General features: G+C 62.7%; 22 protein-coding genes and 1 tRNA gene. 8 read left to right on the top strand and 15 right to left on the bottom strand.

Annotated elements, in window-relative coordinates:
* Positions 1-217 precede the first annotated feature (217 nt).
* The 3 genes from GRI89_RS08775 to GRI89_RS08765 are packed head-to-tail and all read left to right on the top strand — an operon-like array spanning position 218 to position 2,432.
* The gene (locus tag GRI89_RS08775) at positions 218-1,543 is read left to right on the top strand and encodes a TadE/TadG family type IV pilus assembly protein (RefSeq protein ID WP_159794217.1); all 1,326 of its coding nucleotides are present in this window, start codon (positions 218-220) and stop codon (positions 1,541-1,543) included.
* Positions 1,540-1,995: a TadE/TadG family type IV pilus assembly protein gene (locus GRI89_RS08770; RefSeq protein ID WP_159794215.1), complete on the top strand. Its 456-nt coding sequence runs from the start codon at positions 1,540-1,542 to the stop codon at positions 1,993-1,995. Before GRI89_RS08775 ends, GRI89_RS08770 begins: the two co-directional genes overlap by 4 nt.
* Positions 1,995-2,432: a TadE/TadG family type IV pilus assembly protein gene (locus GRI89_RS08765; protein WP_159794213.1), complete on the top strand. Its 438-nt coding sequence runs from the start codon at positions 1,995-1,997 to the stop codon at positions 2,430-2,432. Before GRI89_RS08770 ends, GRI89_RS08765 begins: the two co-directional genes overlap by 1 nt.
* A gap of 175 nt (positions 2,433-2,607) precedes the next feature.
* On the opposite strand, the gene GRI89_RS08760 is transcribed toward GRI89_RS08765, so the two are convergent.
* The 3 genes from GRI89_RS08760 to GRI89_RS08750 form a co-directional block, all read right to left on the bottom strand.
* Positions 2,608-3,969, bottom strand: coding sequence for a pyruvate dehydrogenase complex E1 component subunit beta (locus tag GRI89_RS08760; protein ID WP_159794211.1), 1,362 nt, complete (start codon positions 3,967-3,969; stop codon positions 2,608-2,610).
* Positions 3,969-5,081, bottom strand: coding sequence for a pyruvate dehydrogenase (acetyl-transferring) E1 component subunit alpha (gene pdhA, locus GRI89_RS08755; RefSeq protein WP_159794209.1), 1,113 nt, complete (start codon positions 5,079-5,081; stop codon positions 3,969-3,971). Before pdhA ends, GRI89_RS08760 begins: the two co-directional genes overlap by 1 nt.
* A gap of 118 nt (positions 5,082-5,199) precedes the next feature.
* Positions 5,200-5,517, bottom strand: coding sequence for an FtsB family cell division protein (locus GRI89_RS08750; protein ID WP_159794207.1), 318 nt, complete (start codon positions 5,515-5,517; stop codon positions 5,200-5,202).
* Positions 5,518-5,643: 126 nt separating this feature from the next.
* Between GRI89_RS08750 and hppD the strand changes: the two genes are divergently transcribed.
* Positions 5,644-6,750 (top strand): 4-hydroxyphenylpyruvate dioxygenase, encoded by a 1,107-nt coding sequence (hppD, locus tag GRI89_RS08745; protein ID WP_159794205.1) that lies wholly within the window; start codon positions 5,644-5,646, stop codon positions 6,748-6,750.
* Between the two features lie 91 nt (positions 6,751-6,841).
* Positions 6,842-7,390, top strand: a complete 549-nt coding sequence (locus tag GRI89_RS08740; RefSeq protein WP_159794203.1) for a hypothetical protein — start codon at positions 6,842-6,844, stop codon at positions 7,388-7,390.
* Between the two features lie 21 nt (positions 7,391-7,411).
* Here GRI89_RS08740 and GRI89_RS08735 read toward each other — a convergent pair whose 3' ends face one another.
* Positions 7,412-8,548 (bottom strand): MarR family transcriptional regulator, encoded by a 1,137-nt coding sequence (locus GRI89_RS08735; RefSeq protein ID WP_159794201.1) that lies wholly within the window; start codon positions 8,546-8,548, stop codon positions 7,412-7,414.
* 747 nt (positions 8,549-9,295) lie between these two features.
* Here GRI89_RS08735 and GRI89_RS08730 point away from each other — a divergent pair.
* Together GRI89_RS08730 and GRI89_RS08725 are read left to right on the top strand one after the other, a co-directional pair.
* The gene (locus tag GRI89_RS08730) at positions 9,296-12,799 is read left to right on the top strand and encodes a TonB-dependent receptor domain-containing protein (RefSeq protein WP_159794199.1); all 3,504 of its coding nucleotides are present in this window, start codon (positions 9,296-9,298) and stop codon (positions 12,797-12,799) included.
* Positions 12,800-12,937: 138 nt separating this feature from the next.
* A complete protein-coding gene (locus tag GRI89_RS08725; RefSeq protein ID WP_159794197.1) occupies positions 12,938-13,927 on the top strand; it encodes a zinc-dependent alcohol dehydrogenase family protein in 990 nt (329 codons plus the stop codon).
* A 3-nt stretch (positions 13,928-13,930) separates the two neighbouring features.
* Here GRI89_RS08725 and GRI89_RS08720 read toward each other — a convergent pair whose 3' ends face one another.
* From GRI89_RS08720 to ccmC, 7 genes are all read right to left on the bottom strand, one after another.
* Positions 13,931-14,593: a tetratricopeptide repeat protein gene (locus GRI89_RS08720; protein WP_159794195.1), complete on the bottom strand. Its 663-nt coding sequence runs from the start codon at positions 14,591-14,593 to the stop codon at positions 13,931-13,933.
* Positions 14,590-15,000: a cytochrome c-type biogenesis protein gene (locus GRI89_RS08715; protein ID WP_159794193.1), complete on the bottom strand. Its 411-nt coding sequence runs from the start codon at positions 14,998-15,000 to the stop codon at positions 14,590-14,592. Before GRI89_RS08715 ends, GRI89_RS08720 begins: the two co-directional genes overlap by 4 nt.
* 71 nt (positions 15,001-15,071) lie before the next feature.
* Positions 15,072-15,599 (bottom strand): DsbE family thiol:disulfide interchange protein, encoded by a 528-nt coding sequence (locus GRI89_RS08710; protein WP_159794339.1) that lies wholly within the window; start codon positions 15,597-15,599, stop codon positions 15,072-15,074.
* A gap of 5 nt (positions 15,600-15,604) precedes the next feature.
* Positions 15,605-17,551 (bottom strand): heme lyase CcmF/NrfE family subunit, encoded by a 1,947-nt coding sequence (locus tag GRI89_RS08705; RefSeq protein ID WP_328598169.1) that lies wholly within the window; start codon positions 17,549-17,551, stop codon positions 15,605-15,607.
* The gene (gene ccmE, locus GRI89_RS08700; RefSeq protein ID WP_159794191.1) at positions 17,548-18,009 is read right to left on the bottom strand and encodes a cytochrome c maturation protein CcmE; all 462 of its coding nucleotides are present in this window, start codon (positions 18,007-18,009) and stop codon (positions 17,548-17,550) included. Before ccmE ends, GRI89_RS08705 begins: the two co-directional genes overlap by 4 nt.
* Positions 18,006-18,146 carry a hypothetical protein gene (locus tag GRI89_RS17790; protein ID WP_201290896.1) on the bottom strand — a complete coding sequence of 47 codons (141 nt, stop codon included), beginning with the start codon at positions 18,144-18,146 and terminating at the stop codon, positions 18,006-18,008. The genes ccmE and GRI89_RS17790 overlap by 4 nt, the downstream gene beginning before the upstream one ends.
* Positions 18,143-18,862, bottom strand: a complete 720-nt coding sequence (gene ccmC, locus GRI89_RS08695) for a heme ABC transporter permease CcmC (protein WP_159794189.1) — start codon at positions 18,860-18,862, stop codon at positions 18,143-18,145. Before ccmC ends, GRI89_RS17790 begins: the two co-directional genes overlap by 4 nt.
* Before the next feature lie 306 nt (positions 18,863-19,168).
* Between ccmC and GRI89_RS08690 the strand changes: the two genes are divergently transcribed.
* Positions 19,169-22,237, top strand: a complete 3,069-nt coding sequence (locus tag GRI89_RS08690) for a TonB-dependent receptor domain-containing protein (RefSeq protein WP_159794187.1) — start codon at positions 19,169-19,171, stop codon at positions 22,235-22,237.
* Between the two features lie 297 nt (positions 22,238-22,534).
* On the opposite strand, the gene GRI89_RS08685 is transcribed toward GRI89_RS08690, so the two are convergent.
* The 4 genes from GRI89_RS08685 to grxC all read right to left on the bottom strand — a co-directional run bounded on the left by GRI89_RS08685 (position 22,535) and on the right by grxC (position 24,196).
* Positions 22,535-22,611, bottom strand: a tRNA-Arg gene (locus GRI89_RS08685).
* Between the two features lie 38 nt (positions 22,612-22,649).
* A complete protein-coding gene (locus GRI89_RS08680) occupies positions 22,650-23,108 on the bottom strand; it encodes a DUF1178 family protein (RefSeq protein ID WP_159794185.1) in 459 nt (152 codons plus the stop codon).
* The gene (locus GRI89_RS08675) at positions 23,105-23,935 is read right to left on the bottom strand and encodes a carbon-nitrogen hydrolase family protein (RefSeq protein ID WP_159794183.1); all 831 of its coding nucleotides are present in this window, start codon (positions 23,933-23,935) and stop codon (positions 23,105-23,107) included. The genes GRI89_RS08680 and GRI89_RS08675 overlap by 4 nt, the downstream gene beginning before the upstream one ends.
* Positions 23,936-24,196, bottom strand: a complete 261-nt coding sequence (grxC, locus tag GRI89_RS08670; RefSeq protein ID WP_159794181.1) for a glutaredoxin 3 — start codon at positions 24,194-24,196, stop codon at positions 23,936-23,938.
* Positions 24,197-24,209: the final 13 nt, after the last annotated feature.

The following is a 24,209-nucleotide window of genomic DNA, read 5'->3' as shown; positions in this document are numbered from 1 at the left end:
TGGGCCAGCGCGAGCCGTTGCGGCTCCGGTAAGTCGTCAACAGAGCTCTGATCCAAAGAGTTTTTCCCGCGTATCAGAGCTGTCTCCAATCAATCCGGCGGCAGTTGCCGGCTGCCATAGTGAAATCACCGTTAACTCTACCTTTTCACGGAGTGGTGAACATGAATGCTTAGAAGCGCGCTGCTGGGACCGAGAAACCTATTTGTAGCGGGGGCACATGGCTAGCAAGAAGCTCCAGATTTTCAAACGGCTGCTCGGTGAAAAATCCGGAAATGCCGTATTGCTTACAGCGCTCGGCATGCCCGTCCTGATTGGCGCGGCGGGCTACGCTATGGATATGGCGCAGATGTACGCTTGGAAGCGCGAACTGCAGCAAGCGGTTGACCAGGGCGCCCTCGCGGGCGCGTGGACTCTCGCGTATGACAAGACTTCGCAAGACTACAGCACACGCGCCGAGCAGGAATACGATTCAAATCTGGCTATCACCAAGACGTTCGCAGATTCCGATTCCACGATCCAGTTGGGAAGCTATGGCGGCGGAACCAACAACAGTGTCATCGTCTCTGCTCGCGCAACTAAGGAACTTCCCTTCACCGGCTTTATCGTTGGTAAGGCTATGACGGTCTTTGCTACAGCACAGGCGACGTATGCCGAGGGTGGTACCTACCAAGCCTGCTTGATGGCGCTCAAGAAAAATGTGGACCAGACATTCGTCGTAGGTGGCAGTGCGACGGTCAACGCATCGTGTGGTCTCGGTGCCCTTTCCTGCGAAGACGACGCAATCAAAATCACGGTGGATCCAAATGACCCCACTAAGAAAGGGGTAACCACCGATAGCATTGTTGCGTGCGGGACGGTCGATGTGCCCACCTACCTTGAAAGCAAGGTTACTGAAGGCGCAACTGGCTTGAGCAACCCGTTTGAAAATCTCCCAACGCCAACATCCACCGATAACACGAACCGCTCAGTGAATTGCCCTAATGGCGGATCAGCCACCAGTACGACTACCTACCTTTCGCCGGGCGTTTACAGCGGCATGAACATGAATTGCAAAATCGTGATGAATCCTGGCATCTATGTCGTGAATGGTGGCGTGCTCGACATGACCGACCAAAAATCGAACATTACAGGAAATGGCGTGATGTTCGTCCTCAAGAACGGAGCTCAGCTCAAGCTTGGCGGCTCCGGTAACGCTGGGTCAGTAAACCTGACTCCTATGGAAGCGGCTGACTTTGTCGGCACGCCGAACGAGCCCTACAAGAACCTCTACGGCGGAATGCTGATTTACGAAGAGAAGGGGTCGCAGACGAGCGCCGTGAGTCACGCTTTCAACGGTAACGCCAACATTACGGTCCGTGGTACATTCTATATGCCGAATGGCGACTTGACTGTGAATGGCGGATCTTCCGCGGCTCCGCTGTGTTTCCAGTTGTGGGCTTCAACCCTCTCAATTTCTGGTAACACCTCGATCACCACGACCTGCACGTCGACGCAGACCAACTCGGCCGGTTCCTCGGCCGGCGGCGTAAGGCTGGTGGCATGATCGCGCTGCGTAGACTCTTTCGCCTGGACGACGACAACCGTGGCACGATGGCGATCGAAACGGCGCTCATCGCGCCGCTCCTGGCCACTATGTCACTTGGAGTATTCGAGGTCAGCAACCTTGTTTCCCGCGAACAACAACTGCAGAGCGCAGCGAGTGAGGCCGGAGGAATTATTCTTGCCGCTGCAGGGGGGTCTGGAATCACATCGAGCGAACTCGAAACCATCATAGAAACCTCCCTCAATCTGAACAGTAATCAGCTGACAATTATCGATAAATATCGCTGCGGCACAAGTTCGACGCTGTCGTCGACAGTGCCAACCTGTACAGGACAGCAGATATACTCTTATGTCGAAATGACCCTTACTGACACTTATACACCGGTCTGGACCCGTTTCGGTGTCGGACAGCCAGTAAACTTTAACGTTGTACGAACGGTCCAGGTGTCGTGATGGCTAGGAAATCAATTCTCCATCGCATCCTAAGCGACCAGCGCGCCGCCTCTGCGGTCGAGTTCGCATTGCTCGCCCCTGTATTCTTTGCCTTGATGTTCGGCGTCATTTCTGTCGGCGTCTATATGCAGAATTACAACGCGATCCGATCACTTGCGAGCGATGCTGCACGGTTCGCGACGGTCGAATATCAGAAGAACAACGCGATGAATTCCAGCACGCTGGCCGCCAATATCGAAGCAATGGGCGTTACTACGCCCTACAACCTCAATCCCAACCTCTTGACGATTTCCGTCAGCCCCGTGACACCAAGTCGAGTCAATGGCGCTCTCGAATTTGATTTGGACATAACATACGCCTTGCCGGACATCATCGGCGGAACTTCAATCGATAACATCACATTGAATTATTCGCGCCCGCTCTTTGTTCTTCAATGAGAAGTTGAGCATCTTCAAACCAGCAATGTTCTCAGATTCTCGTCCTTGACGAGCTAACGGAACATAATGCTGGAGTTTTATAGTTGCGAACGGGCGAAAATCTCGTCGGAAATATGCGTTACCGATTCTTCGGCGAACCACAATAATTTGACCTTAGATACCAACGCGCGCGAGTCTAATCCTTGTAGCAGACCTTGCGTACAGCCTCGGCGATCTTCGCCGCATCGATCAGCGCCAGCTTCTCGAGATTCGCCGCATAGGGTAGCGGTACGTCCTCGTTGCACACCCGCATGACCGGCGCGTCGAGGTGGTCGAAGCCCTGCTCCATGCACACGGCGATGACTTCCGAGGCGATCGAACAGGTCGGCCAGCCCTCTTCTGCGACCACCAGCCGGTTGGTCTTGGCGAGGCTTTCGAGAATCGTCTGCGTGTCGAGTGGGCGCAGGGTGCGCAAATCGATGACTTCGGCGTCGATTCCTTCGTCGGCCAGACCTTCGGCCGCTTCGAGCGCAAGACCGACGCCGATCGAATAGCTGACGATGGTCACGTCCGAACCCTCGCGCATGACCCGCGCCTTGCCGATCGGCAGGACATGGTCGTCGAGCTGGGCGAGCTCGAACGAACGACCATAAAGCAATTCATTTTCGAGGAATACGACCGGGTCTTCACACCTGATGGCAGCTTTGAGCAGTCCCTTCGCGTCCGACGCATCGTACGGCGCGATGACGATCAGCCCAGGGACGCTAGCGTACCAGGGGCCGTAGTTCTGGCTGTGCTGCGCGGCGACGCGGCTGGCCGCGCCGTTGGGACCGCGGAACACCACCGGGCAGCGCATCTGGCCGCCCGACATGTAGTTTGTCTTGGCCGCCGAGTTCACGATGTGGTCGATCGCCTGCATCGCGAAGTTGAAGGTCATGAACTCGACGATCGGACGAAGGCCGCCCATCGCCGCACCGGTGCCGATGCCGGCAAAGCCGTATTCGGTGATCGGCGTGTCGATGACACGGCGCGGGCCGAATTCCTCGAGCAGGCCCTGGGTGACCTTGTAGGCGCCCTGGTACTCGGCCACTTCCTCACCCATCACGAAGACGCGGTCGTCGAGGCGCATTTCCTCGGCCATCGCGTCGCGCAGCGCTTCGCGCAGGGTGACGGTGATCATGTTGGTCCCGGTCGGGATTTCCGGATCCTTGGCACGCGCTGCTGGAGCCGGACGTTCTGCCGCGGGGGCGGGAGCCGGTGCCGGTGCAGCGGCGGGTGCGGGAGCAGCTGCTGGAGCGGCCGCGGACACGTCCTCGCCCTCGCCTGCCAGTACGGCGATGACCTCGCCGACCTTTACGCCCTCGGTTCCTTCAGGAACGAGGATCTTGCCGACTGTGCCCTCGTCGATGGATTCGAATTCCATCGTCGCCTTGTCGGTCTCGATTTCGGCCAGCACGTCACCGGCGGAGACGGTGTCGCCTTCCTTGACCAGCCACTTGGCCAGGGTCCCCTCCTCCATTGTCGGGGAGAGCGCGGGCATCTTCAGCTCGATCGACATCAGTAGTTCTCCACCAGCACGTCGGTGTGGAGCTCTGACGGCTCCGGCTCGGGCGAGTTCTCGGCAAATTCGGCGGCTTCGTTGACCCGCGCGCGGATTGCCTTGTCGATGTCCTTCAATTCTTCCTCGGTCACCTTGAGCTTGGCAAGGTCGGCCTTGGCGCGCTCGATCGGATCGTTGTGTTCACGCTGGTCCTGCACTTCCTCGCGGGTCCGGTACTTGGCCGGGTCCGACATCGAGTGACCGCGATAGCGATAGGTGTTGAGCTCCAGCAGCACCGGGCCGCCACCGGCGCGCACGTGCTTGAAGGCGACCTCGGCCGCCTGCCGAACCTCGAGCACGTCCATCCCGTTGACCGCGATGCCCGGGATGCGGAACGCCGTGCCGCGGCGGTAGAAATGCGTCTCGGCGCTCGACCGCTGGACCGATGTGCCCATGGCGTACTGGTTGTTCTCGACCACGAAGACCATCGGCAGCTGCCACAGGCTGGCCATGTTCATGGTCTCGTAGACCTGGCCCTGGTTTGCCGCGCCGTCGCCGAAATAGGCCAGCGTGATGCCGCCGTCGTCGTTGTACTTGTGGGCGAATGCGAGGCCGCCGCCGAGCGAAACCTGCGCGCCGACGATGCCGTGGCCGCCGTAGAACGCATGATCGGTGCTGAACATGTGCATCGAACCGCCCTTGCCGCGCGAAATGCCCGCCTCGCGCCCGGTCAGTTCGGCCATGATCACGTTCGGATCGATGCCGTAGGCGAGCATGTGACCATGGTCGCGGTAACCGGTGATGACGCTGTCCTTGCCCTCGGTCAGCGCCGACTGCAGGCCCGTCGCAACAGCTTCCTGCCCGATGTAGAGGTGGCAGAAGCCACCGATCAGGCCGAGGCCGTAGAGCTGGCCGGCCTTTTCCTCGAACCGGCGGATGAGCAGCATCGTCTCGTAGAGCGAGAGCAGCTCTTCCTTGGTGGGCTTGTAGCGGCGATTGGCCTCGAATTCCTCCTGCAGGCTGCGCAGGGCGAAATTGTCGTCTGCCGGGGCTGCTTTTGCTGGAGATTTGATGACCACCGGCTTCTTGGCGGCGGGCTTGCTGGAACGTGGGCTGGCGGCTTTAGCCAAGGTGGTTCGTCCTGTCCGTTTGTGGTGCCAAGCACCGTATCGTGGGCAGGCCTATAAGCGCAGAAACGGGCGCGTTGCAACGCCTGCAAATGGTATCATTTGCGGCGGAAACCTCGCCTCAGCGCTCGGGCAGGTCGAGGATATATTCGTCGGGATGAGCGACGTTGAGATCGCGCCGCAGGAGTTCGGTCGAAAGGTCTGGATCGACGTGGTGCGGATCGAGCAGCGTGACGAGGTTCTGTAGACGAACCCGTTCCTGCTTGAGTTCCTTGATCTGTTCCTGGCGCTTTTCGAGCAACGAGAGGTTCTCGCCCCATGCCAGCACGCCGTACGGACCGGCCAGCGCCATCCCCCCAAGCAGCAACAGCCAGCCGAGCGCGCCGAACTGGATCAGCTTTTCGCGCGGCATGACGGAAATGCAGCGGGGTCGATTCATGAACCACTAGAATCACAGTTAATCCCCCGATTCAAGCGATTTGCGGTGAAACCCGTCCACAGCTTTGAACATGGCTCCGGATATCGCCACTTGTCGATTTCCGGCAAACTTGTTACATTTGAAACTATGACCGACCTCTTCGACAATCCGCTCGGCCTCGACGGCTTCGAATTCCTCGAATTTTCAGCGCCCGAGAAGGGTGTGCTGGAAGAATGCTTCAAGGGCATGGGCTTTACCCTCGTCGCGCGCCACCGCAGCAAGGACGTCCAACTCTGGCGGCAGGGGGCGATCAACTTTATCGCCAATTACGAGCCGAAGAGCCCGGCCGCTTTCTTCGCCGCCGAACACGGTCCGTCGGCTTGCGGCATGGGATTCCGAGTCCGTGACGCCGGAAAAGCCTATGCCGAAGCCCTGGCGCGCGGAGCCGAGCCGGCCAACGTCAACACCGGCCCGATGGAACTCAATATCCCGGCGATCCGCGGCATCGGCCATTCGCTGATCTACCTAATCGACCGCTACGAGGTGGACGGCAACGGCGCGTTGTCGATCTACGACATCGATTTCGTTTGGGAGGAAGGCGTCGACAAGCACCCCGAAGGCGCGGGACTGAAGATCATCGATCACCTGACGCACAACGTCTACGGCGGGCGCATGGCGCACTGGGCCGCGTTCTACGAGCGGATCTTCAACTTCCAGGAGATCCGCTACTTCGACATCAAGGGCGAATACACTGGGTTGACCAGCAAGGCGATGACCGCGCCCGACGGCAAGATCCGCGTCCCGCTGAACGAGGAAGGCCAGAAGGGCGGCGGGCAGATCGAGGAGTACCTGCGCGAGTTCAACGGCGAAGGAATCCAGCACATAGCCATGAGCTGCGACAACCTTTACGAGGTGTGGGACCGGCTCAAGGCCTGCGGCACTCCGTTCGCCCCTGCCCCGCCTGCGACCTATTACGAGATGCTCGAAGACCGGCTACCGGGCCACGGCGAGCCGGTGGCGGAACTGCAGACACGCGGCATCCTGCTCGACGGTTCGACCGAGGACGGCGATCCGCGCCTGCTGCTGCAGATCTTCAGCCAGACGATGATCGGCCCGGTGTTCTTCGAGTTCATTCAGCGCAAGAAGGACGAGGGCTTCGGCGAAGGCAACTTCACCGCGCTGTTCAAGTCGATGGAAGCCGACCAGGTGCGTCGCGGCAAGCTGCAGGTCGAAGACATCGAAACCGCCAGCTGAGCGCGCTTCCCCGTGTTCAGCGCGCCGCAAGCCTCTTGCGCGAAGATGGGCGAGCCGCCAGAAGCGCGACAACGAGAGGGAGTTCACTCGCATGACTTTGGCGCTCCGCGCGACACTACTGCTGGCGGGATCGGCTATGGCCGTTGCCGCGACACCTGTAACTGCGCAGGTGAGCAACGATATCGTCCTCAACATCATGCGCGAGTGCGCCAAGATCGACGACCCCACGGCGCGCCTTGCCTGCTATGACAACAACATTCGCGCGGCCGGCGGCAACCCGAGCTCCGTGCCGGGGCAGATGCCGTCCCCCAGCGGCGGCGGGGCCGTCCTGCAACCGCAGGCCACCGCCGGCGGCTTCGGTTCGGACGACCTGCGCGCCCGTTCCGACGTGCGCTTCGATCCTAACCGTTACGGCGCGCGCCAGATCACCCCGACGGTTTCCGGCGTGCGCGAGCGCCAGCCGCACACCTACCTCGTTGAACTCAACGATGGCGCGCAGTGGCTGATGACCGAGAGTGGCGGCACCTCGTTCCGTCCGCCGCGCAAGGGCGATTCCATCGAAATCCAGCGGGGCGCGCTCGGCGGCTACCTGATGGTAGTCGGTTCGCAACAGGCTGTACGGGTCGAGCGGGTCAAGTAAGACCCACCCGCCAGCCGGCAATCAATCGCGGTCGAGTTCTTCGAGCGCCCGCTCACGCTCCAACTGCGCGACGGCATTGCGCCTGAGCTTGTCGAACGTCGCCAGGAACCTGTTACGCTCCTCCTCGCCCAGCGGAGCCATCAGGAAGCTGCTGCGCTCGACACTGGTTTCCTGGATTAGATTGTATAGCCGCTGCCCTTCGGGGGTGGGATAAAACTTGCCGTGGCGGCGCCCAGGGCGGCCGTCGCGCGCGATCAGGCCGCGATCCATCAAAGCCTTGACCGTGCGTCCGGCCTGGCTGTGATCGCGCTGCAAGGCGGAGGTCAGCGTCGGCCAGTCGATCGGTGAGGCCCTGCCGATCTCGTTGAGCACCCATGCCTCGAAATTGGAAAGACCCGTGCTTCGCTTGAACGCAAGGGCGCCGCTGCGGCTGAAATAAGCGCTGAGCGTCAGCAACGGAGACATGATGCGAGCGCGATCGACAAGGATTGCCTCGTCGCCCCGGCGCTGGGTCTGGGTCAGATCGATTGCCTCACCGCTGTCGCGCGCGTTTGCGCGCGCCCGCTCCTGCTCGTAAAGCGCGGCAGAGCGCTTGAGCAGCACCTCGATCGTAGCAAAGAACTGTTCCAGCTCGTCATCGCCGACATCGAATATAAGTTCGCGGTTGCGCAGGTCAGCGAGGCGCAGCAGGCGGTCCGCCAACTGCTCGCCCTTGCGCGTCAGAACGACGGGCGAACGGATCTGCTCGCGCTCCACAATCCGCAGTTCGAGCAACCGCTTCACCGATCGGCTGACCTGCGCCTTGTCGACGCCGACGGCTGATGAAAGGTCGGCCGGCACCAGCGAGCCCTTGGTGCGCAGAAGGAACAGGATGCGCCGGTCGAGTTCGACGAGGTCGACCTCGCGGGCATAAGACAGTTCCGCGCTCTCGCGCATCTTGTGCAGGACTTGCCAAAGCTCGCTCTGGAAAATCAGCGGCGAACCGTCGCTGGCCGGGGATGCGTGGCCTTGTACGCTTGGTTCGAGACTGTTGAGGATCAGGCTCAGCTGGTCGAAGAATTCAGCGCCGGGTTGGACCGCGGCATTGCCGTGGCGCCGCGCCCGGGCCAGGGCACCGAGAGTGAACGTCTCGATCAGCGATACGGCCTCTTCGGCCATCTGGCCAAGCTCGGGCAGTCGATCGATGGCTTGGCTCGAGGATTGTCCACCATCGGATTTCCACGTCGCAAGGGCATGATTTCGCAGAATTTCGCGCCAAGCTGCGTTCGCACCCTGCCCGCCCCGGACAGCGGCATCGCCACTACGCGTTCCTGCACGACGCGATTTGGTCATTTGGACAACTTCTCCCGCCTCCCCAGACGGAAACGCTCTAGCACCTTTTGCTGCGTTGAACAGGGAGCCCGCTCTCCCCCGCCCCGGACATTATCAACGGAATGTGAGGGCGACAAAAAGGGTAAGCGATGCAGGTTGGCAACACTCGCTCACCCCAAGTACCTCGTGAGTACCTCAACTATATATAATTGCTATATTTTCCCCTTTCCTGACCTCATCTCATCCTGCAACTTAATGCGGTCGATGCCGGTTCTGGATGGAAAAAAGTTGCGCGCAGACGGCATTTTCCGGGCCTGAAGGCATGCTCCGAGGCTAGACACTATCAACAAGGCGGAATAATAACGGATGTGACGGACCTGTCCCGAGTCAGGGGCTGGCCGTACGGGAGGGAGATCTGATGGGGGAAGCGCACAAATGCGCAATCGGGACGGCGCTGCGGCGCGTTCCTCCCTGCACGCCCCTCCCCCAACGGTTGCACGGTCGGCGTCCTGCCGCCCGAAAAATCATATCAAAATTGCAAGAAACCGACAGCGGCTGGGAGGCCGCTGGCAATCTGTGTGAAGGGAGCTCGAAGTGAGGAGTTTGCAGATCAACCGCGTCACGGCGTTCAAGGCCGTGCTGCTGGCCGGCGGTGCCGGTCTCATTGCGATGTCGCAGCCTGCGCTTGCGCAGGACGATTGCGATCCTGCCGTCGACGGGGATTGCCCGGTTGCCAGCGAAGGCACTGGCATCGTCGTCACCGGTTCGCGCATCGTGCGCAAGGACTACGATTCGAACAGCCCGATCGTCACCGTCGACGAAGGTCTGCTCGACCAGTCCTCGACCGCCGCTCTCGAACAGAACCTCAACAAGCTGCCGCAGTTCGTGCCGGCGCAGACCCCGACGGCCGGTGGCGACATCCAACCGACGGCGACCAACACCCCGGGCGCTGCGACGGTCTCGCTGCGTGGTCTCGGTACCAACCGTAACCTCGTGCTGATCGACGGCCGCCGCGCCACTCCGGGCAACGCTTCGGGCGTGGTCGACATCAACACCATCCCGTCGGCCGCCATCGAGCGTGTCGAGGTCATCACCGGCGGCGCCTCGGCGACCTACGGTGCCGACGCTCTCGCCGGCGTTACCAACTTCATCCTCAAGAAGAACCTGCAGGGCCTCGAACTCGACGGCTCCATGGGCCTGACGCAGCATGGCGACGGCTTCGAATTCCAGGTGTCCGGTATCATGGGCGCCGACTTCGACGATGGCCGCGGCAACGTCAGCTTCGCGATGTCGATGAACAAGCGCGAATCGAACCTGCAGACCGGCCGCAAGTGGTATCGCGACCTGTACGCCGACCCGCAGATCGGCGGTAACCAGTTCTTCATCGAGTACCCGGGCGTTGCCTTGTCGTCAGGTGAACTCGGTTACAACTTTGTCACGTCTCCCGTCATCGATGCGGCGTTCCCGAACGCGAACCCGACGTTCATTTCGACGGGACCGAACGACATCACCACTCTGTTCGGCGCGACAATCTACAACCAGCCGAACTATCCGAACCAGCCGTTCACCTGGGGCTTCTTCAACCGCTTCCAGCAGGGCGGCCTCGCCGACTTCCAGGGCTTCACCGACGAACCGCTGCGCTACAAGCGTACGGCTGACGGTGGTGCGGCTGCGAACTACACCGACTTCTACCTGATCCTGCCGCTCAAGCGTTACAACATGTTTGCCCGCGGCAATTACGAGATCAACGACTGGGTCGGCGTGTTCGGCCAGGCGATGTACAGCCACGTTACGACCGCAACCCGCAACCAGGGCGGCGCGATCGTGGGCGGCTGGGACGTGTTCGTGCCTTACGGAACGGGGGTCTACACCGGTAGCGCCCTGCCGAACATGGTCGGTAACATCAACATCAACGGCTACGGCAACCCGAGCTCGGTGCTACTCAACGGCTTCAACGGTTACGTCGATCCGACCCCGGGCGTCCTGTCCGACAACCCGACCAACCCGGCTTTCACCACGCTCTATGGTCAGAACTTCGCCTGCGCCAACAGCGCAGTCGGCGGTTGCACCAACAACCAGGTCATCGGCCAGTTCTTCCCACAGGTCATTCAGAACGCCCTGAATGCCCGCCCGAACCCGAATGCTCCGGTGCAGCTCAACTACGGTATCCCCGAGCCGCGCACGGTGTTCACGGACGTCGATACCTACAACCTGACCGCCGGTCTCGAGGGCTCGATTCCCGATACGGACTGGACCTGGGAAGCTTTCGCCAACTTCGGTGAATCGATTACCTTCGCCCGCCAGACGGGTACGTACTCGCTGACCCGCGCGCGTTCGCTGATCCAGGCACCGGGCTTCGGTCTCGACTACGTCAACAATTCGAACACGGCCTCGATCCGCCAGAACGTCGTCAACGGCATTCCGTACGGCTTCGGCGCCAACGTCGCGACCTGCGAGAGCGGCTTCAACATCTTTGCCGGCTGGGACAACATTTCCCAGGACTGTAAGGATGCACTGAAGGCCGAACTGAAGAACCGGTCGAAGATCCAGCAGAACATCTGGGAAGCCAACGCGACCGGTACGCTGTTCGAAATGCCTGCGGGCCCGCTCCAGGCGGCGCTCGGTGCGAGCTATCGTGAAGTGAACTACGAGTTTATCAACGATACGATCACCACGCAGAACGCTTCGTTCCTCGACCAGTCGATCGGCATTTATCCGAGCATCGACTTCGGAGCCGAGATCAACGTTAGCGAACTTTACGGCGAGTTGCTGATCCCGGTTCTCCGTGACAGCTTCATCAACGACTTCACCCTTGAAGTCGGTGGCCGTATTTCGAACTATAACACGACAGGCGCCAGCTATACCTACAAGCTCCTTGCGGATGTTGAGATCAATGACTGGCTCCGGTTGCGTGGCGGCTACAACCGTGCGGAACGCGCTCCGAACATCGCGGAACTTTACCTGACCCCGCAGCAGACCTTCGCCTTCAACGCGATCGGCGATATCTGCTCGAACAACTCGAACTACTTCGTGTCGACCAATCCAAACGCTCCCGGCAACAACGCGGCCCAGGCAGCCGACGTTCAGGCCGTCTGCCAGGCAGTCATGGACAACACGGGTGGTCCGGGCACTGCCGCAGCGTACTACAACCCCGCTCGCGCTCAGCCGGGTGCTGGCGGCGGTTTCTCGTTCCCGACCATCTCAGGTAATCCGAACCTCCATCCGGAAGTCGCGGACACCTGGACGGCTGGTATCGTCGTGAACTCGCCGTTCACGTCGGAAGCGCTGTCGCGGCTGCGCTTCACGGTTGACTGGTTCAGCATCAAGATCAAGGACGCCATCGGCGTGTCGCCTGCGGCAACTGTCCAGCGCTGCCTCGATCCGTTCTACAACCCGCTGGTTGCCGGAGCCGCCGGCAACGCGGCCCAGGCATTCGCAGCGGCGACGTCCGATGCCTGCGCCGGTCCGCGTACGACCATCACCTACGACCCGGCTCCGGGTCTGGGCCTTGGCCGTATCACTGCCAGCTACACGAACGAAGGTGTGGCCAATATCTCGGGTATCGACTTCCAGGTCGACTACGCCGTCGATATCGGCCCGGGTACGCTGACGGCCAACCTGGTCGGCAATTACTACTTCCACTATCGTGTGAAGGAACTCGCGAACAACCCGCTGGTCGATTACACAGGCACCTTCGGTACTTCGGCCCTCGGCCTTCAGACCGGTGCCTTCGAGTACCGCCTGCTCGGCAATATCGGGTACAGCATCGACAAGTTCCGTCTCGGTCTCCAGTGGCAGCACCTGCCGTCGGTGGAGGATAGTGGTGAAGCGGTGCAGCCGACCCAGACCGTCGGTAACGACAAGTCGTACGACCTGTTCAACCTGAACGGCAGCTACGGTCTGACGGAGAACATGACGATCCGCTTCGGTGTGGACAACCTGTTCAACCGTCGTCCGCCGCTGACGAACTACAACTCGATCTACGACAATACCGGCGCAACGCCGGGCGCCGCGACGCTGCGTGGCGGTGCGTACAACTCGCAGTTCTACGACACCAACGGCCGTCGCTTCTACCTGGGTGCGAACGTCAAGTTCTGATCCCGCCTGGACGGCAAGAAACTGGGGCTCCTCCTTCGGGAGGGGCCCTTTTTCTTTGCCCTCCCCTCACCGCGCTGGACATTGCTGGCGTCGGCTAGCAATCATTCGACAAACGATAAGAACTTGGGAGAGGCAATTATGGCGCGCGTAATCAGGGTCCATGAAACCGGGGGTCCCGAAGCCCTGCAGATCGAAGAGATGGACGTCGGCGACCCCGGCGAAGGCGAAGTGCGCATCAAGGTGCTTGCAGTCGGCCTCAATCGTTCCGAGGCTATGTACCGCGCGGGTCGTTACCCGATCAAACCGCAGATGCCGACACTGATCGGCTACGAAGGCGTCGGCGTGATCGAGGCGATCGGGCCCGGTGTCAGCGACTACAAGGAAGGCGACCGCGTCTGCGTTCTGCCGATGATCCACCAGGGCCAGTACGGCATCTGGGCGGAGCAGGCGATCGTCCCGGCGCGCATCCTCCTGCCCGCGCCCGATTTCCTCTCCGATGCCGAGGCGGCCTCGATCTGGATGCAGTACATGACCGCGTTCGCAATCATCGAGGTTGCCGGTGTCGGCATCAACGACGGGGTGATTATCCGCGCCGCCTCCTCGAGCGTCGGCCTCGCCGCGATCCAGCTCGCCAACTGGGCGGGAGCCGTTTCGATCGCCGCGACCCGCACACACGCCAAGTCCGAAACGCTCCTCCGCGAAGGCGCAGCCCATGTTATCGCCACGGAGGAAGAAGACCTGGTCGCACGCGTGATGGACATTACCGCAGGCGAAGGTGCCTATGTCGCGTTCGACCCGGTCGGCGGCCCCTATGTCGACACCTTGGCCCAGGCACTGCGCCAGCGCGGCATCCTGTTCATCTACGGCGGCCTGTCGGAGAGCGCGACGCCCTACCCGCACTGGCCGATGGCATTCAAGGGCTGCTCGATGCGCGGCTGGGTGGCGAGCGAAATCTGGAACCACCCGCACCGTTTCCAGAAAGCAAAGGAGCGGATTGTTGCAGGGCTCAAGGGCGGGCAGCTCAAGCCAGTCATCGCCAGGCAGTTCTCGGGCCTTGAAGCGCTCGTCGCCGCGAACGAGTTCCTCGAATCGAACCAGCAGATCGGAAAGGTCGTAGTGACCTTCTGACGGCTACTTCGCTGGCGGCGGCTCAAGGCCCTGCTGCTTGAGGATCTGCCGCATGACCGTTTCAAGCCGGGCGATATGGTCGTCGATTTCCTTGCCCGCCTCGCTGCCTTCGGGGGCACGGCGCGCCGCCTCGCCCCAGAGAGCGCGGACATCCATCAGCTGCCCGGCGTTTGCCTGGGCAATGCCGAGAAAGAACGGGACCCCGGGGCTTTCGGGGCTGAGCTGCTCAGACTTGAGGTAGGCAAACCGCGCGGCCGCAGTCATTTGCCCGTCGGCATCCTCGACCAGTGCGTTGCCGAGAGCAAGCCACGCTTCGGAGTCCTTGGGGTTCTCTCGGATTGCGCCGCGAAGGATTGTCGCCGCATCGGCCGGACGGTCGCGGCGAGCGAGAGCGTCGGCCGTGATCATCCGGCCGCTGGTGCTGCGGAACTGCTCGGGCACGACGACGTGGCGCAATTCGACAAGCGTTTCGCCGGTTCCCGCGGTGGCAACGCTGGCTTCCTTCGGCGCACCCGGCAGTTCCGGCTTGCCTTGCAGAGCATACCCGACCAGCCCAAACGCCAGTGCCGCTCCGACCGTCGCCCATGTCGCCTTGGGCAGGCGGAACGCGAAGGCGATGACAGCGAAGGCAACAAGCGCCAGTCCAATGGCAAGAACCCAGGTCATGCACTCTTCCGAAAACGATGGCGCATCAGCAGCAAGCCGACGACGAGCAGCACCAGCGGAATGACGAAAAGCGGCCAGGTCACACTGTTCACCTCGGGCTTGTAGCTGACGTAATTGCCGTAGCGGTCGATCAGCCATTTGCGGATGTGCCCGGGGGATTCACCCGCGGCGATGCGGGTGCGGATTTCATGGCGCATGTCGCCTGCCATTTGCGCATCGCTGTCAGCGATCGACTGGCTCTGGCACTTGAGGCAGCGGATCGTTTCCATCAGCGCCTGCGCCTTGGCCTCCAGCGCCGGGTCGTCGAGCTGGCGATAGGCGTAAGGCGCGGGCGGCATGCGGTCCTGCGCGGCAACCGGCGCGGCGAACATCGCGGCGATCAGGACAAACAGGAACCCCGTTCGCATCGAGCGAAGTCGAGATGCGTTGGCGCTGGCGTGTCTCGACTTCGCTCGACACGAACGGAGGAAGGAAAGGATCAAGCCCCCGCCTCCTTGAGTTTGGCGAGCAGGACGGGAATGTCCTCCTCGCGAATATCACCGATGTGCTGGTAGCGGATTATACCCTTGCCATCGATGACGAAGGTCTCGGGTACGCCCGAGCTCCCGATAGCGAACTGGATTTCGGACAGGTTGTCGGCGCCGATACGGGTAAACGGGTTACCGTTGCGCTGCAGAAATGCAACGAGATCTTCCGGCGTATCGCGGATCGCGACGCCGACAATCGGCGCGCCGGCGCGTTCGAGTTCGGCGAGCTGCGGCGCCTCGGCGATGCACGGGACGCACCAGCTCGCGAATATGTTCATCAGCTTGGGCGTGCCGTCGGCGAGGTCCACGCTCGAAAGGCCGGGCCGATCCGCGGCCGCTGCTTCAAGGGTGAACTCGGGGACCGGCTTGCCGATCATCGTGCTCTCGACGAAATCGTCTTTCGGGCGCGAAAGCTGCCAGGCGAACAGGGTCATCAGCGCCGCGAACAGGACGACCACGCCCCACAAGGTCCAGCGCATCGTCTTCACGACACCGCCTCCCCGTGACGCTGCGCAATCAGGCGGCGGCGCTCCCGCAGTCGCAGGTCCCCGGTGACGCGGCCCAGCAGGGAGAGCAGCCCGCCAAGGGCGATCAGGATGCCGCCGAACCAGATCCAGGTGACAAACGGCTTCCACCACAGACGGACCTGCCAGCGGCCATCCGCGGCCTCTTTGCCGAGCACGGCATAGAGCTGGCCGTTCCACCGTGTCAGCAATGCAGACTCGGTGGTCTCCTGGGGCGGGGCCCAGAAGCTGCGCGCCTGCGGAGCCAACTCGCGCCCTTCCCCGCCGTCGTAACGCGCGGTCATGCGGCCTTCGATCGCGGTCCAGTTGGGCCCGGCGACCGGCTCGATGCTGTCGAGCGTCACCTGCCAGGGGCCGACCGCGATGGTATCGCCAGCCTTTGCCGCGGCGAGCTTTTCGACCGTCAGGGCGCTGTCGCAAGCCACTCCGAACAGCGACACGGCGATGCCGAAATGGGCGATCACCATGCCCCAGACGGGTAGCGGCAGGCGGCGCAGCGAGCGGCCACGCAGCGGTGCGAAGGCGGCCACGGCAACTGCGGCCGCCAGCGCCATCCCGAGCAGCGGCAGGATGCCGAGCCCGGCCAGCACTCCCACGCCGAACAGCACCACCAAACCGACCGACACGGCGAGCACCACGCTACGCTGCACCCTCGCAAAGCTGTCACGGCGCCAGCGCAGTAGCGGGCCGGCGATCAGGACGAGCAACATCGGCAGGAAGAACGAGGCGCTGACCGGGTTGAAATATGGCGGCCCCACCGAAACTCGTACGCCGAAGGCTTCGGTGAGCAACGGGTAGAGCGTGCCGAGCAGCACGATACCGAGGATCGCCGAGAGCGCGACGTTGTTGACCACCAGCGCGCCTTCGCGGCTCATCAGGGCGAACCGTTCACCCTCGGCGATGGTGCTCGCGCGGGCGGCGAACAGCGCCAATGCGCCGCCAATGTAGATCGCCAGCAAGGCGAGGATGAAATTGCCTCGCTCGGGATCGACGGCAAATGCGTGCACGCTGGTCAGGATGCCCGAGCGCACGAGGAAGGTCCCGATCATGCTCATTGAAAAGGCGACCACGCCGAGCATCACGGTCCAGGTCCGCAACGCATCGCGCGCGGCCAGTACGCTGGCCGAATGGAGCAGCGCGGTCGCGGCGAGCCACGGCATCAGGCTGGCATTCTCGACCGGGTCCCAGAACCACCAGCCGCCCCAGCCCAGCTCGTAATAGGCCCAGTAGGAGCCGGCGGTGATGCCGAGCGTCAGGAAGATCCACGCGCCGAGCACCCACGGGCGCATGACCCGGGCGAAATCGGGTGTCACGTTGCGCGTCAGCAGTGCCCCGACGACGAAGCTGAAGGCGACCGACAGGCCGACATAGCCCAGATAGAGCCCGGGGGGATGAACCGCGGCGGCGGTGTCCTGGAGCAGCGGGTTCAGCCCTGCTCCCTCAACCGGGACAGGCGAAAGGCGCTCGAACGGGTTGGAGGAAAACAGCAGGAAGGCATAGAAACCGAGGCTCACGAAAGCCTGCGCGCCGAGCGTGGCGAGCATGGTCTTTTCCGGCAGGCGCCGCTCGATCAGCGCGATCAGCCCGCCCGACACGGCCATGATCACGACCCACATCAGCATCGAGCCTTCGTGATTGCTCCACGCGCCGGAAATCTTGAAGATCAAGGGCTTTTCCGAATGGGAATTGCTGGCCACCAGCAGGACCGAAAGGTCGGTCCGGGCGAAGACCCAGATCAACATCAGGAAGGCAAGTCCGGTCAGCGCTGCCTGCACCACCGCCGCCGGTCGCACCACAGCGACCAGATCGGCCGAGCCGCCACGCACACCGGCAAATGCTCCGAACAGCTGGAGTAGCGCCAGCGCAGCGGCCAGCCACAACGCGGCAAGTCCGAACTCGGCAATCACTCTGTTGCCTCGGCCACGACCTGGTGTTTCTGCGCCTCGGTCATATCCTTGAGCTCGCGCGGGACGTATTTCTCGTCGTGCTTGGCGAGCAGGCCGTCAGCATGGAACACGCCGTCCGCGCCCATGCTGCCGTCGGCGGTGACGCCCGAGCCTTCCTGAAACAAGTCGGGAAGGATCCCGGAGTAAGTCACCGGTACCTTCGCCTCGCCGTCACCGACGATGAAATGCACCGTAATGCCGTCGGCATCGGTTCTAAGCGACCCGGCCTCGACCATCCCGCCAAGGCGAACTGCCTGACCGGCTGCGGGGGGATCGGCGACCAGTTCGTTCGGCAGGAGGTAAAAGCTCGCCTGGTTGCGCAGGCCCCACGCCGCGAGCACGCCTGCTCCGATAATCGCCACCAACGCAACGATCACCAGCACCAGCCTTTGGTGCTTGGGCTTCAGTCTAGCAGTCATTTCCCGCGTGCCTCCTCGCGGCGCTTTTCGGCGCGCACCATCGCCTGCCAGCTCCAGCCGGCGAGCAGCAGGGTCGCGACGATGCAGATCGCATAGGCGGCGATCACGAAGTCCCACTGGTCGAGCGCTTCCCTCATGCCTCGAGCGCCTTTCGCCGCAATCTTGCTTCGGTCTGGATGTCCGCCAGCAGCGCGCGCATTCGCGCCAGCACGACCCCGGAGAACAGCAGGGTAAAGCCAAGCGTCGCGGCGAGCAGGCCCCAAAGGAAGGGCCCGGCCATGGCCGAACCGCCGGTGGTGATGCTCGGCGGCTGGTGCAAGCTGTTCCACCAGATCACCGAGTAATGGATGATCGGAATGTTGATCGCGCCGATGAGGCCGAAGATCGCCGGGATGCGGCTCGATCCGCCTTCGCGATCGACCGCGCCGGCCAGCGCCATGTAGCCGAAATAGAGAAACAGCAGGACGAGCATCGAGGTCAGCCGCCCGTCCCACACCCACCAGGTGCCCCAGGCCGGCCGGCCCCAGATCGAGCCGGTGACGAGGCACAGGAATGTGAAAACCGCGCCGGGCAGCGCGCTCGCGCGTGCCGCCAGCGCCGCCAGCGGATGGCGCCAGACCAGCTCCATCAAGCTCGAAATCGCGATTGCGCTCCACCCGGCCATGCCGAGCCATGCGGTCGGCACATGGAGGAACAGGATCCGCACCGTCTCCCCCTGCAGCTGCTCTGCCGGGGCGAAAGCCAGCCCATAGACCAGCGACGCGGCAATGATCCCCAGTCCGGCCAACAGCAGGACAGGGGTCAGCGGGCGGGCAATGCGCAGGAAGCGGGCGGGATTGGCGAATGCGTGCATCGAGTTGGTCGTCTCTCATGAGACGCCACCGCGTTAGGATACCCGCACGCCCGGCTCAAGTAGCGAAGCGATAGCTGGATCAAAAAGGGTCTCAAGTAGCGAAGCATTACGCGAAGCAACAATCTTCCCCGTGGCGCCATGTTGACACTGTCAATTAATGCAGTTGACAGTGTCAACCGCCGTAGTAGCTTCCCGGTCAACGAATTGGTTCGCGCGTCGCACGGAGCCGACGATCGTTCGCCTGCTCCCTGTGTCTCGACGAGCCGCATAAGAGGCCGCCGAAAGCGGCACACAGGGAGAGAGCATATGACGAAGCGTGTTTCGCAGCGTGTGCAGCGCATTTCCACCTTGAGCACCATCGCACTCGCAGCCGGCCTCGCCGCGCTGCCGGGAACGGCCTGGGCGCAGGATGACGGCAGCGGCCAGGACGAACAGGCGAGCACCGACGTCGGCAAGGAAATCATCGTCACTGGTTCGCGCGTCGGCAAGACCACCTTCGACACCACCAGCCCTGTCACCGTCCTCGACCGCGAGGTGATCGACAACCTCAATCTCAACAACGTCGGTGAAGTGGTGGCGCAGTTGCCGTCGAATTCGAACTTCTTCGCGCCCAACAACGTCGGTCTCGGCAACTTCAACGTCGGCGCCCAGTTGGTGAACCTGCGCGGCCTCAACCCCTTCTTCGGCACTCGCACGCTGACCCTCGTCGACACGCGGCGCGTCGTTCCGACGACAACCGGTGGTGGCGTCGACATCACGTTGATGCCCTCGATGCTGGTGCAGCGAACAGAAACCGTAACCGGCGGCGCTTCGGCGATCTACGGGTCGGACGCCATCGCCGGCGTCGTCAACATCATCCTCGATACCCAGCTCGAAGGGTTCAAGGGCCAGGCCGACTTCAGTCGGACATGGCGCGGTGACGGAAACGACATTCACCTGTCCGGCGCCTATGGCACGGGCTTCGACGACAACCGCGGCCATTTCGTGATCGGCGTCGAATACGACAACCAGGACGCCATCGGCATCTGTTCGACAGAGCGCGACTGGTGCGGCGAACGGAACGCCCTGTTCACCAACACCGACTACCTGACCAACGGACAGCCGCACTACATCATCGGCGACCGGGCCTATTCCGCCAACACCAGCCTGACCGGCGCGCTGTTCCCGTGCACGGTGTTCGTCCCCGGCGCGGGTGTCTGCGTCAACGTCGCTCCGGTCAGCGGGGCGCCCTTCCAATTGACGAGCAACGGCCAGGGCACCCAGCCATTCGACCGTGGCAGCTATTCGCCCGGCGCGGGCTTCTTCGGCTTCCGCCAGGGCGGCGATGACCTAGCTGTGGGGGCATACGACACCACGACGCTGCGCCCCTCGGTCGAACGCTGGACCGCGCTGGGCCACGGCACCTACGATTTCACCGACACGCTGACGGGTTTCGTCGAAGTCTCCTATGCCAACACCAAGGGGGTGAACCCAGTCGCCAACGGATCGATTGGCCCCTACGCGCTCGAGGTCGGCAACTTCGTCTACGTCGGCTCGCACATCGCTCCCGACAACGCCTTCCTGTCTCCGGCGGTGGCAGCAGCGATTGGTCCGAATGGCGCCGAGTTCGGCCGCAACATGGTCAACGTGCAGAACGCCAGCAACGAGACCAACAACGAAACCTGGCGCGCACTCGGTGGGCTGAATGGCGAAATCGGGCCGCGCTGGGCGTGGGATTTCTATTACTCCCACGGCGAGAACAAGAACGACCAGCACCTCTATCACAACGTCGTCGGGCAATACCTCAACTACGCGCTCGACGCAGTCGATGACGGTACCGGCAACATCGTTTGCGGCGTCACCATCCCGGGCCGAACCAACCCGGCGAATGGGCTGCCCTATTCCGCAGCCGATGTGGCGGCGGCTAACAACTGCGTGCCGCTCAACCTGTTCGGAATCGGCAATGCGGACCCCGCAGCGATCGACTACGCCTTCCGTACGCTCGAGGAATTCAACACCACCAAGCAGGACGTCTTCGCCGCCAACGTCCGCGGCGACCTGACCGACGGATGGGGTGCCGGGCCGGTCAAGCTCGCCGTTGGTGCGGAATGGCGCAAGGAATCGGTCGTCTCGACCCACGACCTGGCCAATTCGCCGTGGTACAACAGCTTCACGCTCAGTTACGGCCTCGACTTCGGTGGCAACATCCGCGTGCTCGAAGGCTACGGTGAGGTGAACGTACCGGTCTTTGCCGACGCGCCGATGGGCAAGTATTTCGAACTCGACCTCGCCGCACGTTACACAGACACCAAGAACAAAGGCACGCTGGGCCAGTATGCTGGGTCGAGCAGTGCGCGCAATTTCTGGACCTGGAAGATCAACGGGGTCTGGGACGTCACCGACTGGGCGCGCCTGCGCGTGACCCGCTCGCGCGACGTGCGGGCGCCGCAGTTCCGCGAGCTATACCAGACATACGCTCCGCGTATCGGCGGGCCGTTCGGCAGCGTGAACAACCCGTGGAACGGCGGCATCACCGATGCGGCGATCGTGACCACCGGCGGCAACATCGACCTCAAGCCGGAAAAGGCCGACACCTGGACCATCGGCGCGGTATTCTCGCCCAAGTCGGGCTTCATGTCCGGCTTCCGCTTCTCGGCCGACTGGTACCAGATCAAGATCAAGGACGCGATCGCCGGTCCTCCCGGCGGCGTCGGGGCGCAGAATATCGTCACGCTGTGTTACGCCGGCGTGCAGGAATACTGCGACCTGATGGTCGGTGAGGGCACCAACGACATCCAGGATATCGTCAGTGTCGCCGGCAACCTCCAGGGGTTCACCACGCGCGGCATCGATTTCGAGGCGGGCTACACCACCCCGCTCGGCGATGGTTCGCTCTCCATCCGGGCGCTTGCCTCGTATCTCTATGACCAGTTGTTCGCCACCGGGCTGCCCGGCCGGGATATCGTGAACTATGCCGGACAGACGGGACCGACCGGGGCGTTCGGCAGCTTCAACACCTCACCGCACTGGCAAGGCAACCTGCTCGTGACGACGGTGCAGGGGCCGTTCACCGGCACGGTGCAGGTCCGCTACGTCGGCAGCGGCCGGTTCTACACCCTCACCCCGAGCGGCGGTTCGCCGATCGACCCGACCGATCCGGGCTACGACAACACTAATCCCAATTCGATCAACAACAACCACGTCGCTTCGGCGACCTACGTCAACCTGTCGGCTTCCTATGACATCATGGAGGAACTCCAGCTTTTCGGCTCGATCAACAACCTGTTCGACCATGACCCGCCGGTTGCGCCGGGCGGCAACGGTTACCCGACCAACCCGGTGTACTTCGATACGTACGGGCGGCTTTGGCGCGTGGGCGTGCGCGTGAAGTTCTGAGGTAAGGAGGCATGGGCGACCGCTCCCGCGCCGCGCAATGCCTCCATTGCTGCCGAACTGACTCCTTTGGGTCGTCGCCATGGCAGCTCATGAGGGGCCATCCCGCGAGGGGTGGCCCCTTTTCCTTCCTCAAGGATGAAAGTCTTCGACCTCAAGTAGCGAAGCGATAGGACGAAAAATGGTGCGCCCGACAGGATAGGCGCCTGCGGCGCCGTCTCCGCTTCGCTCCGACTCCGAACGAGGATCGAACAGCCTGGGACAAACCAATAGGGGCCGCCCCTTTGGGACGGCCCCTATTGGTGCGCCCGACAGGATTCGAACCTGTGGCCCCCGGATTAGGAATCCGATGCTCTATCCTGCTGAGCTACGGGCGCGCCGGTGCGGCAATAGTCAGCGCTTCAGCCGCTTGCAATCAGTTGAGTTCGTCGGGCGGTGCGAAGGGAATAAGGATTGGCATGACCGGAACGCCTTCCTCGGCCAGCGCCCTCGCCTCTTCCGGTGTCGCCTTGCCGTGGATGGCTTCGGCCTCGCGCTCGCCGTAGTGCATCTCGCGCGACTGCTCGGCGAAGCCGTCACCCACCCAGATCGAGGTCTTGAGCGATTCCGCCTGCATCCGAGCGATCTGCTCGAGCATGGAAATTGCCTCGGGCGGTAGCTTGCCCCCGGCAACGTGCGCGCTCGGCTGCGAAGCCGCCTGCTGGTTGCCCTTCTTCGGCACCGCCGGCGCCATCGGCGCCTTGGCTACCTCGACAGAACCGCACTGGGGACAGGAGACGAGGCCGCGCGCCTGCTGGGCAGCGAAATCGTCGGACGAGCCGAACCAGCCCTCGAAATTGTGGCCCTCGCCGCAAGTGAGATCGAAGACGATCATGATGCCTGGAATCTAGGGATCGGCCGGCGGTTGGCAAGGCTCGGCAGTTGGGCGCGTATCTCTGCGGTGCGCGCCTGGTCGATCTGGGCAAAGCCAAGCCCCGCTGTTTCGCCGCCCATGTCGAGCACGACCTCACCCCACGGATCGACCACGAGCGAATGGCCATAGGTCCTGCGGCCGTCGGCGTGTTCGCCGACCTGCGCGGCAGAAACGACCCAGGCGCTCGCCTCGACCGCGCGGGCCTTCTGCAGCAAGTGCCAATGGGCCTTGCCGGTCGGTACGGTGAATGCAGCCGGAATTGCGATGACATCGCAGGAACGATGTCCAAGCTCTTCGAACAACGCGGGAAACCGAATGTCGTAACAGACCGAGAGACCGAGCCGGCCGACCGGCGTGTCGTCGACCGCGACGACCTCTTCCCCAGGCACATAGGCCGCGGATTCACGCCAGCTTTCGCCCGTCGCAAGGGTAACGTCGAACATGTGCATCTTGTCGTAGCGCGCCACGATGGCGCCGGCGGAGTCGATAACGAACGAACGGTTGGCCCAGCGCCCGTCCTCGCGTGCGATCGCAAGCGAACCGAGCGCCACCCAGATACCCGCCGCCACTGCCGCCTCGCGCGCCGCGGCGAGTGAAGGATCTTCGCTTTCGGCAACAATCGAACCTGCTGCACGCGTGCGGTCGCGGTCGAGCAGTCCGGACATTTCGGGGGTGAACAGCATCGCCGCCCCGCCCTCGCCCGCCCGGCGCACGGCATCGGACAGCGTCGCGGCGTTGGCGGCAGGATCGATGCCGCTGGTCATCTGCAGGAGGGCGATGCGCGTCATTTACAGGCCCAGCAGTTCGTCGAGCTTGCCCTCGCGTTCAAGCGCGGCGAGGTCATCGCTGCCGCCGATCGCGACATCGTCGATGAAGACCTGCGGCACGGTGCGCGCGTCGGGCTTGCGCTCGCGCATTTCCGCCGCCTTCTCTCCGCCCAGCGTGATGTCGTACTCGCTGTATTCGACACCCTTGGAATCGAGCAAACGCTTGGCCCGGAAGCAGTAACCGCAGAACATCTTGGTATAGATCTCGACCTTGGCGGCCATCGTTTATCCCTTC

The organism is Croceibacterium salegens (assembly GCF_009827435.1).
In the GTDB taxonomy this organism is placed as follows: domain Bacteria; phylum Pseudomonadota; class Alphaproteobacteria; order Sphingomonadales; family Sphingomonadaceae; genus Croceibacterium_B; species Croceibacterium_B salegens.
This window is presented reverse-complemented; position numbering and strand designations above follow the sequence as displayed.

Excerpts from the sequence above, each read along its gene's own strand:
- GRI89_RS08775 (WP_159794217.1), top strand. The coding sequence starts at position 218 with ATGGCTAGCAAGAAGCTCCAGATTTTCAAACGGCTGCTCGGTGAAAAA.
- GRI89_RS08770 (WP_159794215.1), top strand. The coding sequence starts at position 1,540 with ATGATCGCGCTGCGTAGACTCTTTCGCCTGGACGACGACAACCGTGGC.
- GRI89_RS08765 (WP_159794213.1), top strand. The coding sequence starts at position 1,995 with ATGGCTAGGAAATCAATTCTCCATCGCATCCTAAGCGACCAGCGCGCC.
- GRI89_RS08760 (WP_159794211.1), bottom strand. The coding sequence starts at position 3,969 with ATGTCGATCGAGCTGAAGATGCCCGCGCTCTCCCCGACAATGGAGGAG.
- GRI89_RS08750 (WP_159794207.1), bottom strand. The coding sequence starts at position 5,517 with ATGAATCGACCCCGCTGCATTTCCGTCATGCCGCGCGAAAAGCTGATC.
- hppD (WP_159794205.1), top strand. The coding sequence starts at position 5,644 with ATGACCGACCTCTTCGACAATCCGCTCGGCCTCGACGGCTTCGAATTC.
- GRI89_RS08740 (WP_159794203.1), top strand. The coding sequence starts at position 6,842 with ATGACTTTGGCGCTCCGCGCGACACTACTGCTGGCGGGATCGGCTATG.
- GRI89_RS08735 (WP_159794201.1), bottom strand. The coding sequence starts at position 8,548 with ATGGCCGAAGAGGCCGTATCGCTGATCGAGACGTTCACTCTCGGTGCC.
- GRI89_RS08725 (WP_159794197.1), top strand. The coding sequence starts at position 12,938 with ATGGCGCGCGTAATCAGGGTCCATGAAACCGGGGGTCCCGAAGCCCTG.
- GRI89_RS08720 (WP_159794195.1), bottom strand. The coding sequence starts at position 14,593 with ATGACCTGGGTTCTTGCCATTGGACTGGCGCTTGTTGCCTTCGCTGTC.
- GRI89_RS08715 (WP_159794193.1), bottom strand. The coding sequence starts at position 15,000 with ATGCGAACGGGGTTCCTGTTTGTCCTGATCGCCGCGATGTTCGCCGCG.
- GRI89_RS08710 (WP_159794339.1), bottom strand. The coding sequence starts at position 15,599 with ATGCGCTGGACCTTGTGGGGCGTGGTCGTCCTGTTCGCGGCGCTGATG.
- ccmE (WP_159794191.1), bottom strand. The coding sequence starts at position 18,009 with ATGACTGCTAGACTGAAGCCCAAGCACCAAAGGCTGGTGCTGGTGATC.
- GRI89_RS17790 (WP_201290896.1), bottom strand. The coding sequence starts at position 18,146 with ATGAGGGAAGCGCTCGACCAGTGGGACTTCGTGATCGCCGCCTATGCG.
- ccmC (WP_159794189.1), bottom strand. The coding sequence starts at position 18,862 with ATGCACGCATTCGCCAATCCCGCCCGCTTCCTGCGCATTGCCCGCCCG.
- GRI89_RS08690 (WP_159794187.1), top strand. The coding sequence starts at position 19,169 with ATGACGAAGCGTGTTTCGCAGCGTGTGCAGCGCATTTCCACCTTGAGC.
- GRI89_RS08680 (WP_159794185.1), bottom strand. The coding sequence starts at position 23,108 with ATGATCGTCTTCGATCTCACTTGCGGCGAGGGCCACAATTTCGAGGGC.
- GRI89_RS08675 (WP_159794183.1), bottom strand. The coding sequence starts at position 23,935 with ATGACGCGCATCGCCCTCCTGCAGATGACCAGCGGCATCGATCCTGCC.
- grxC (WP_159794181.1), bottom strand. The coding sequence starts at position 24,196 with ATGGCCGCCAAGGTCGAGATCTATACCAAGATGTTCTGCGGTTACTGC.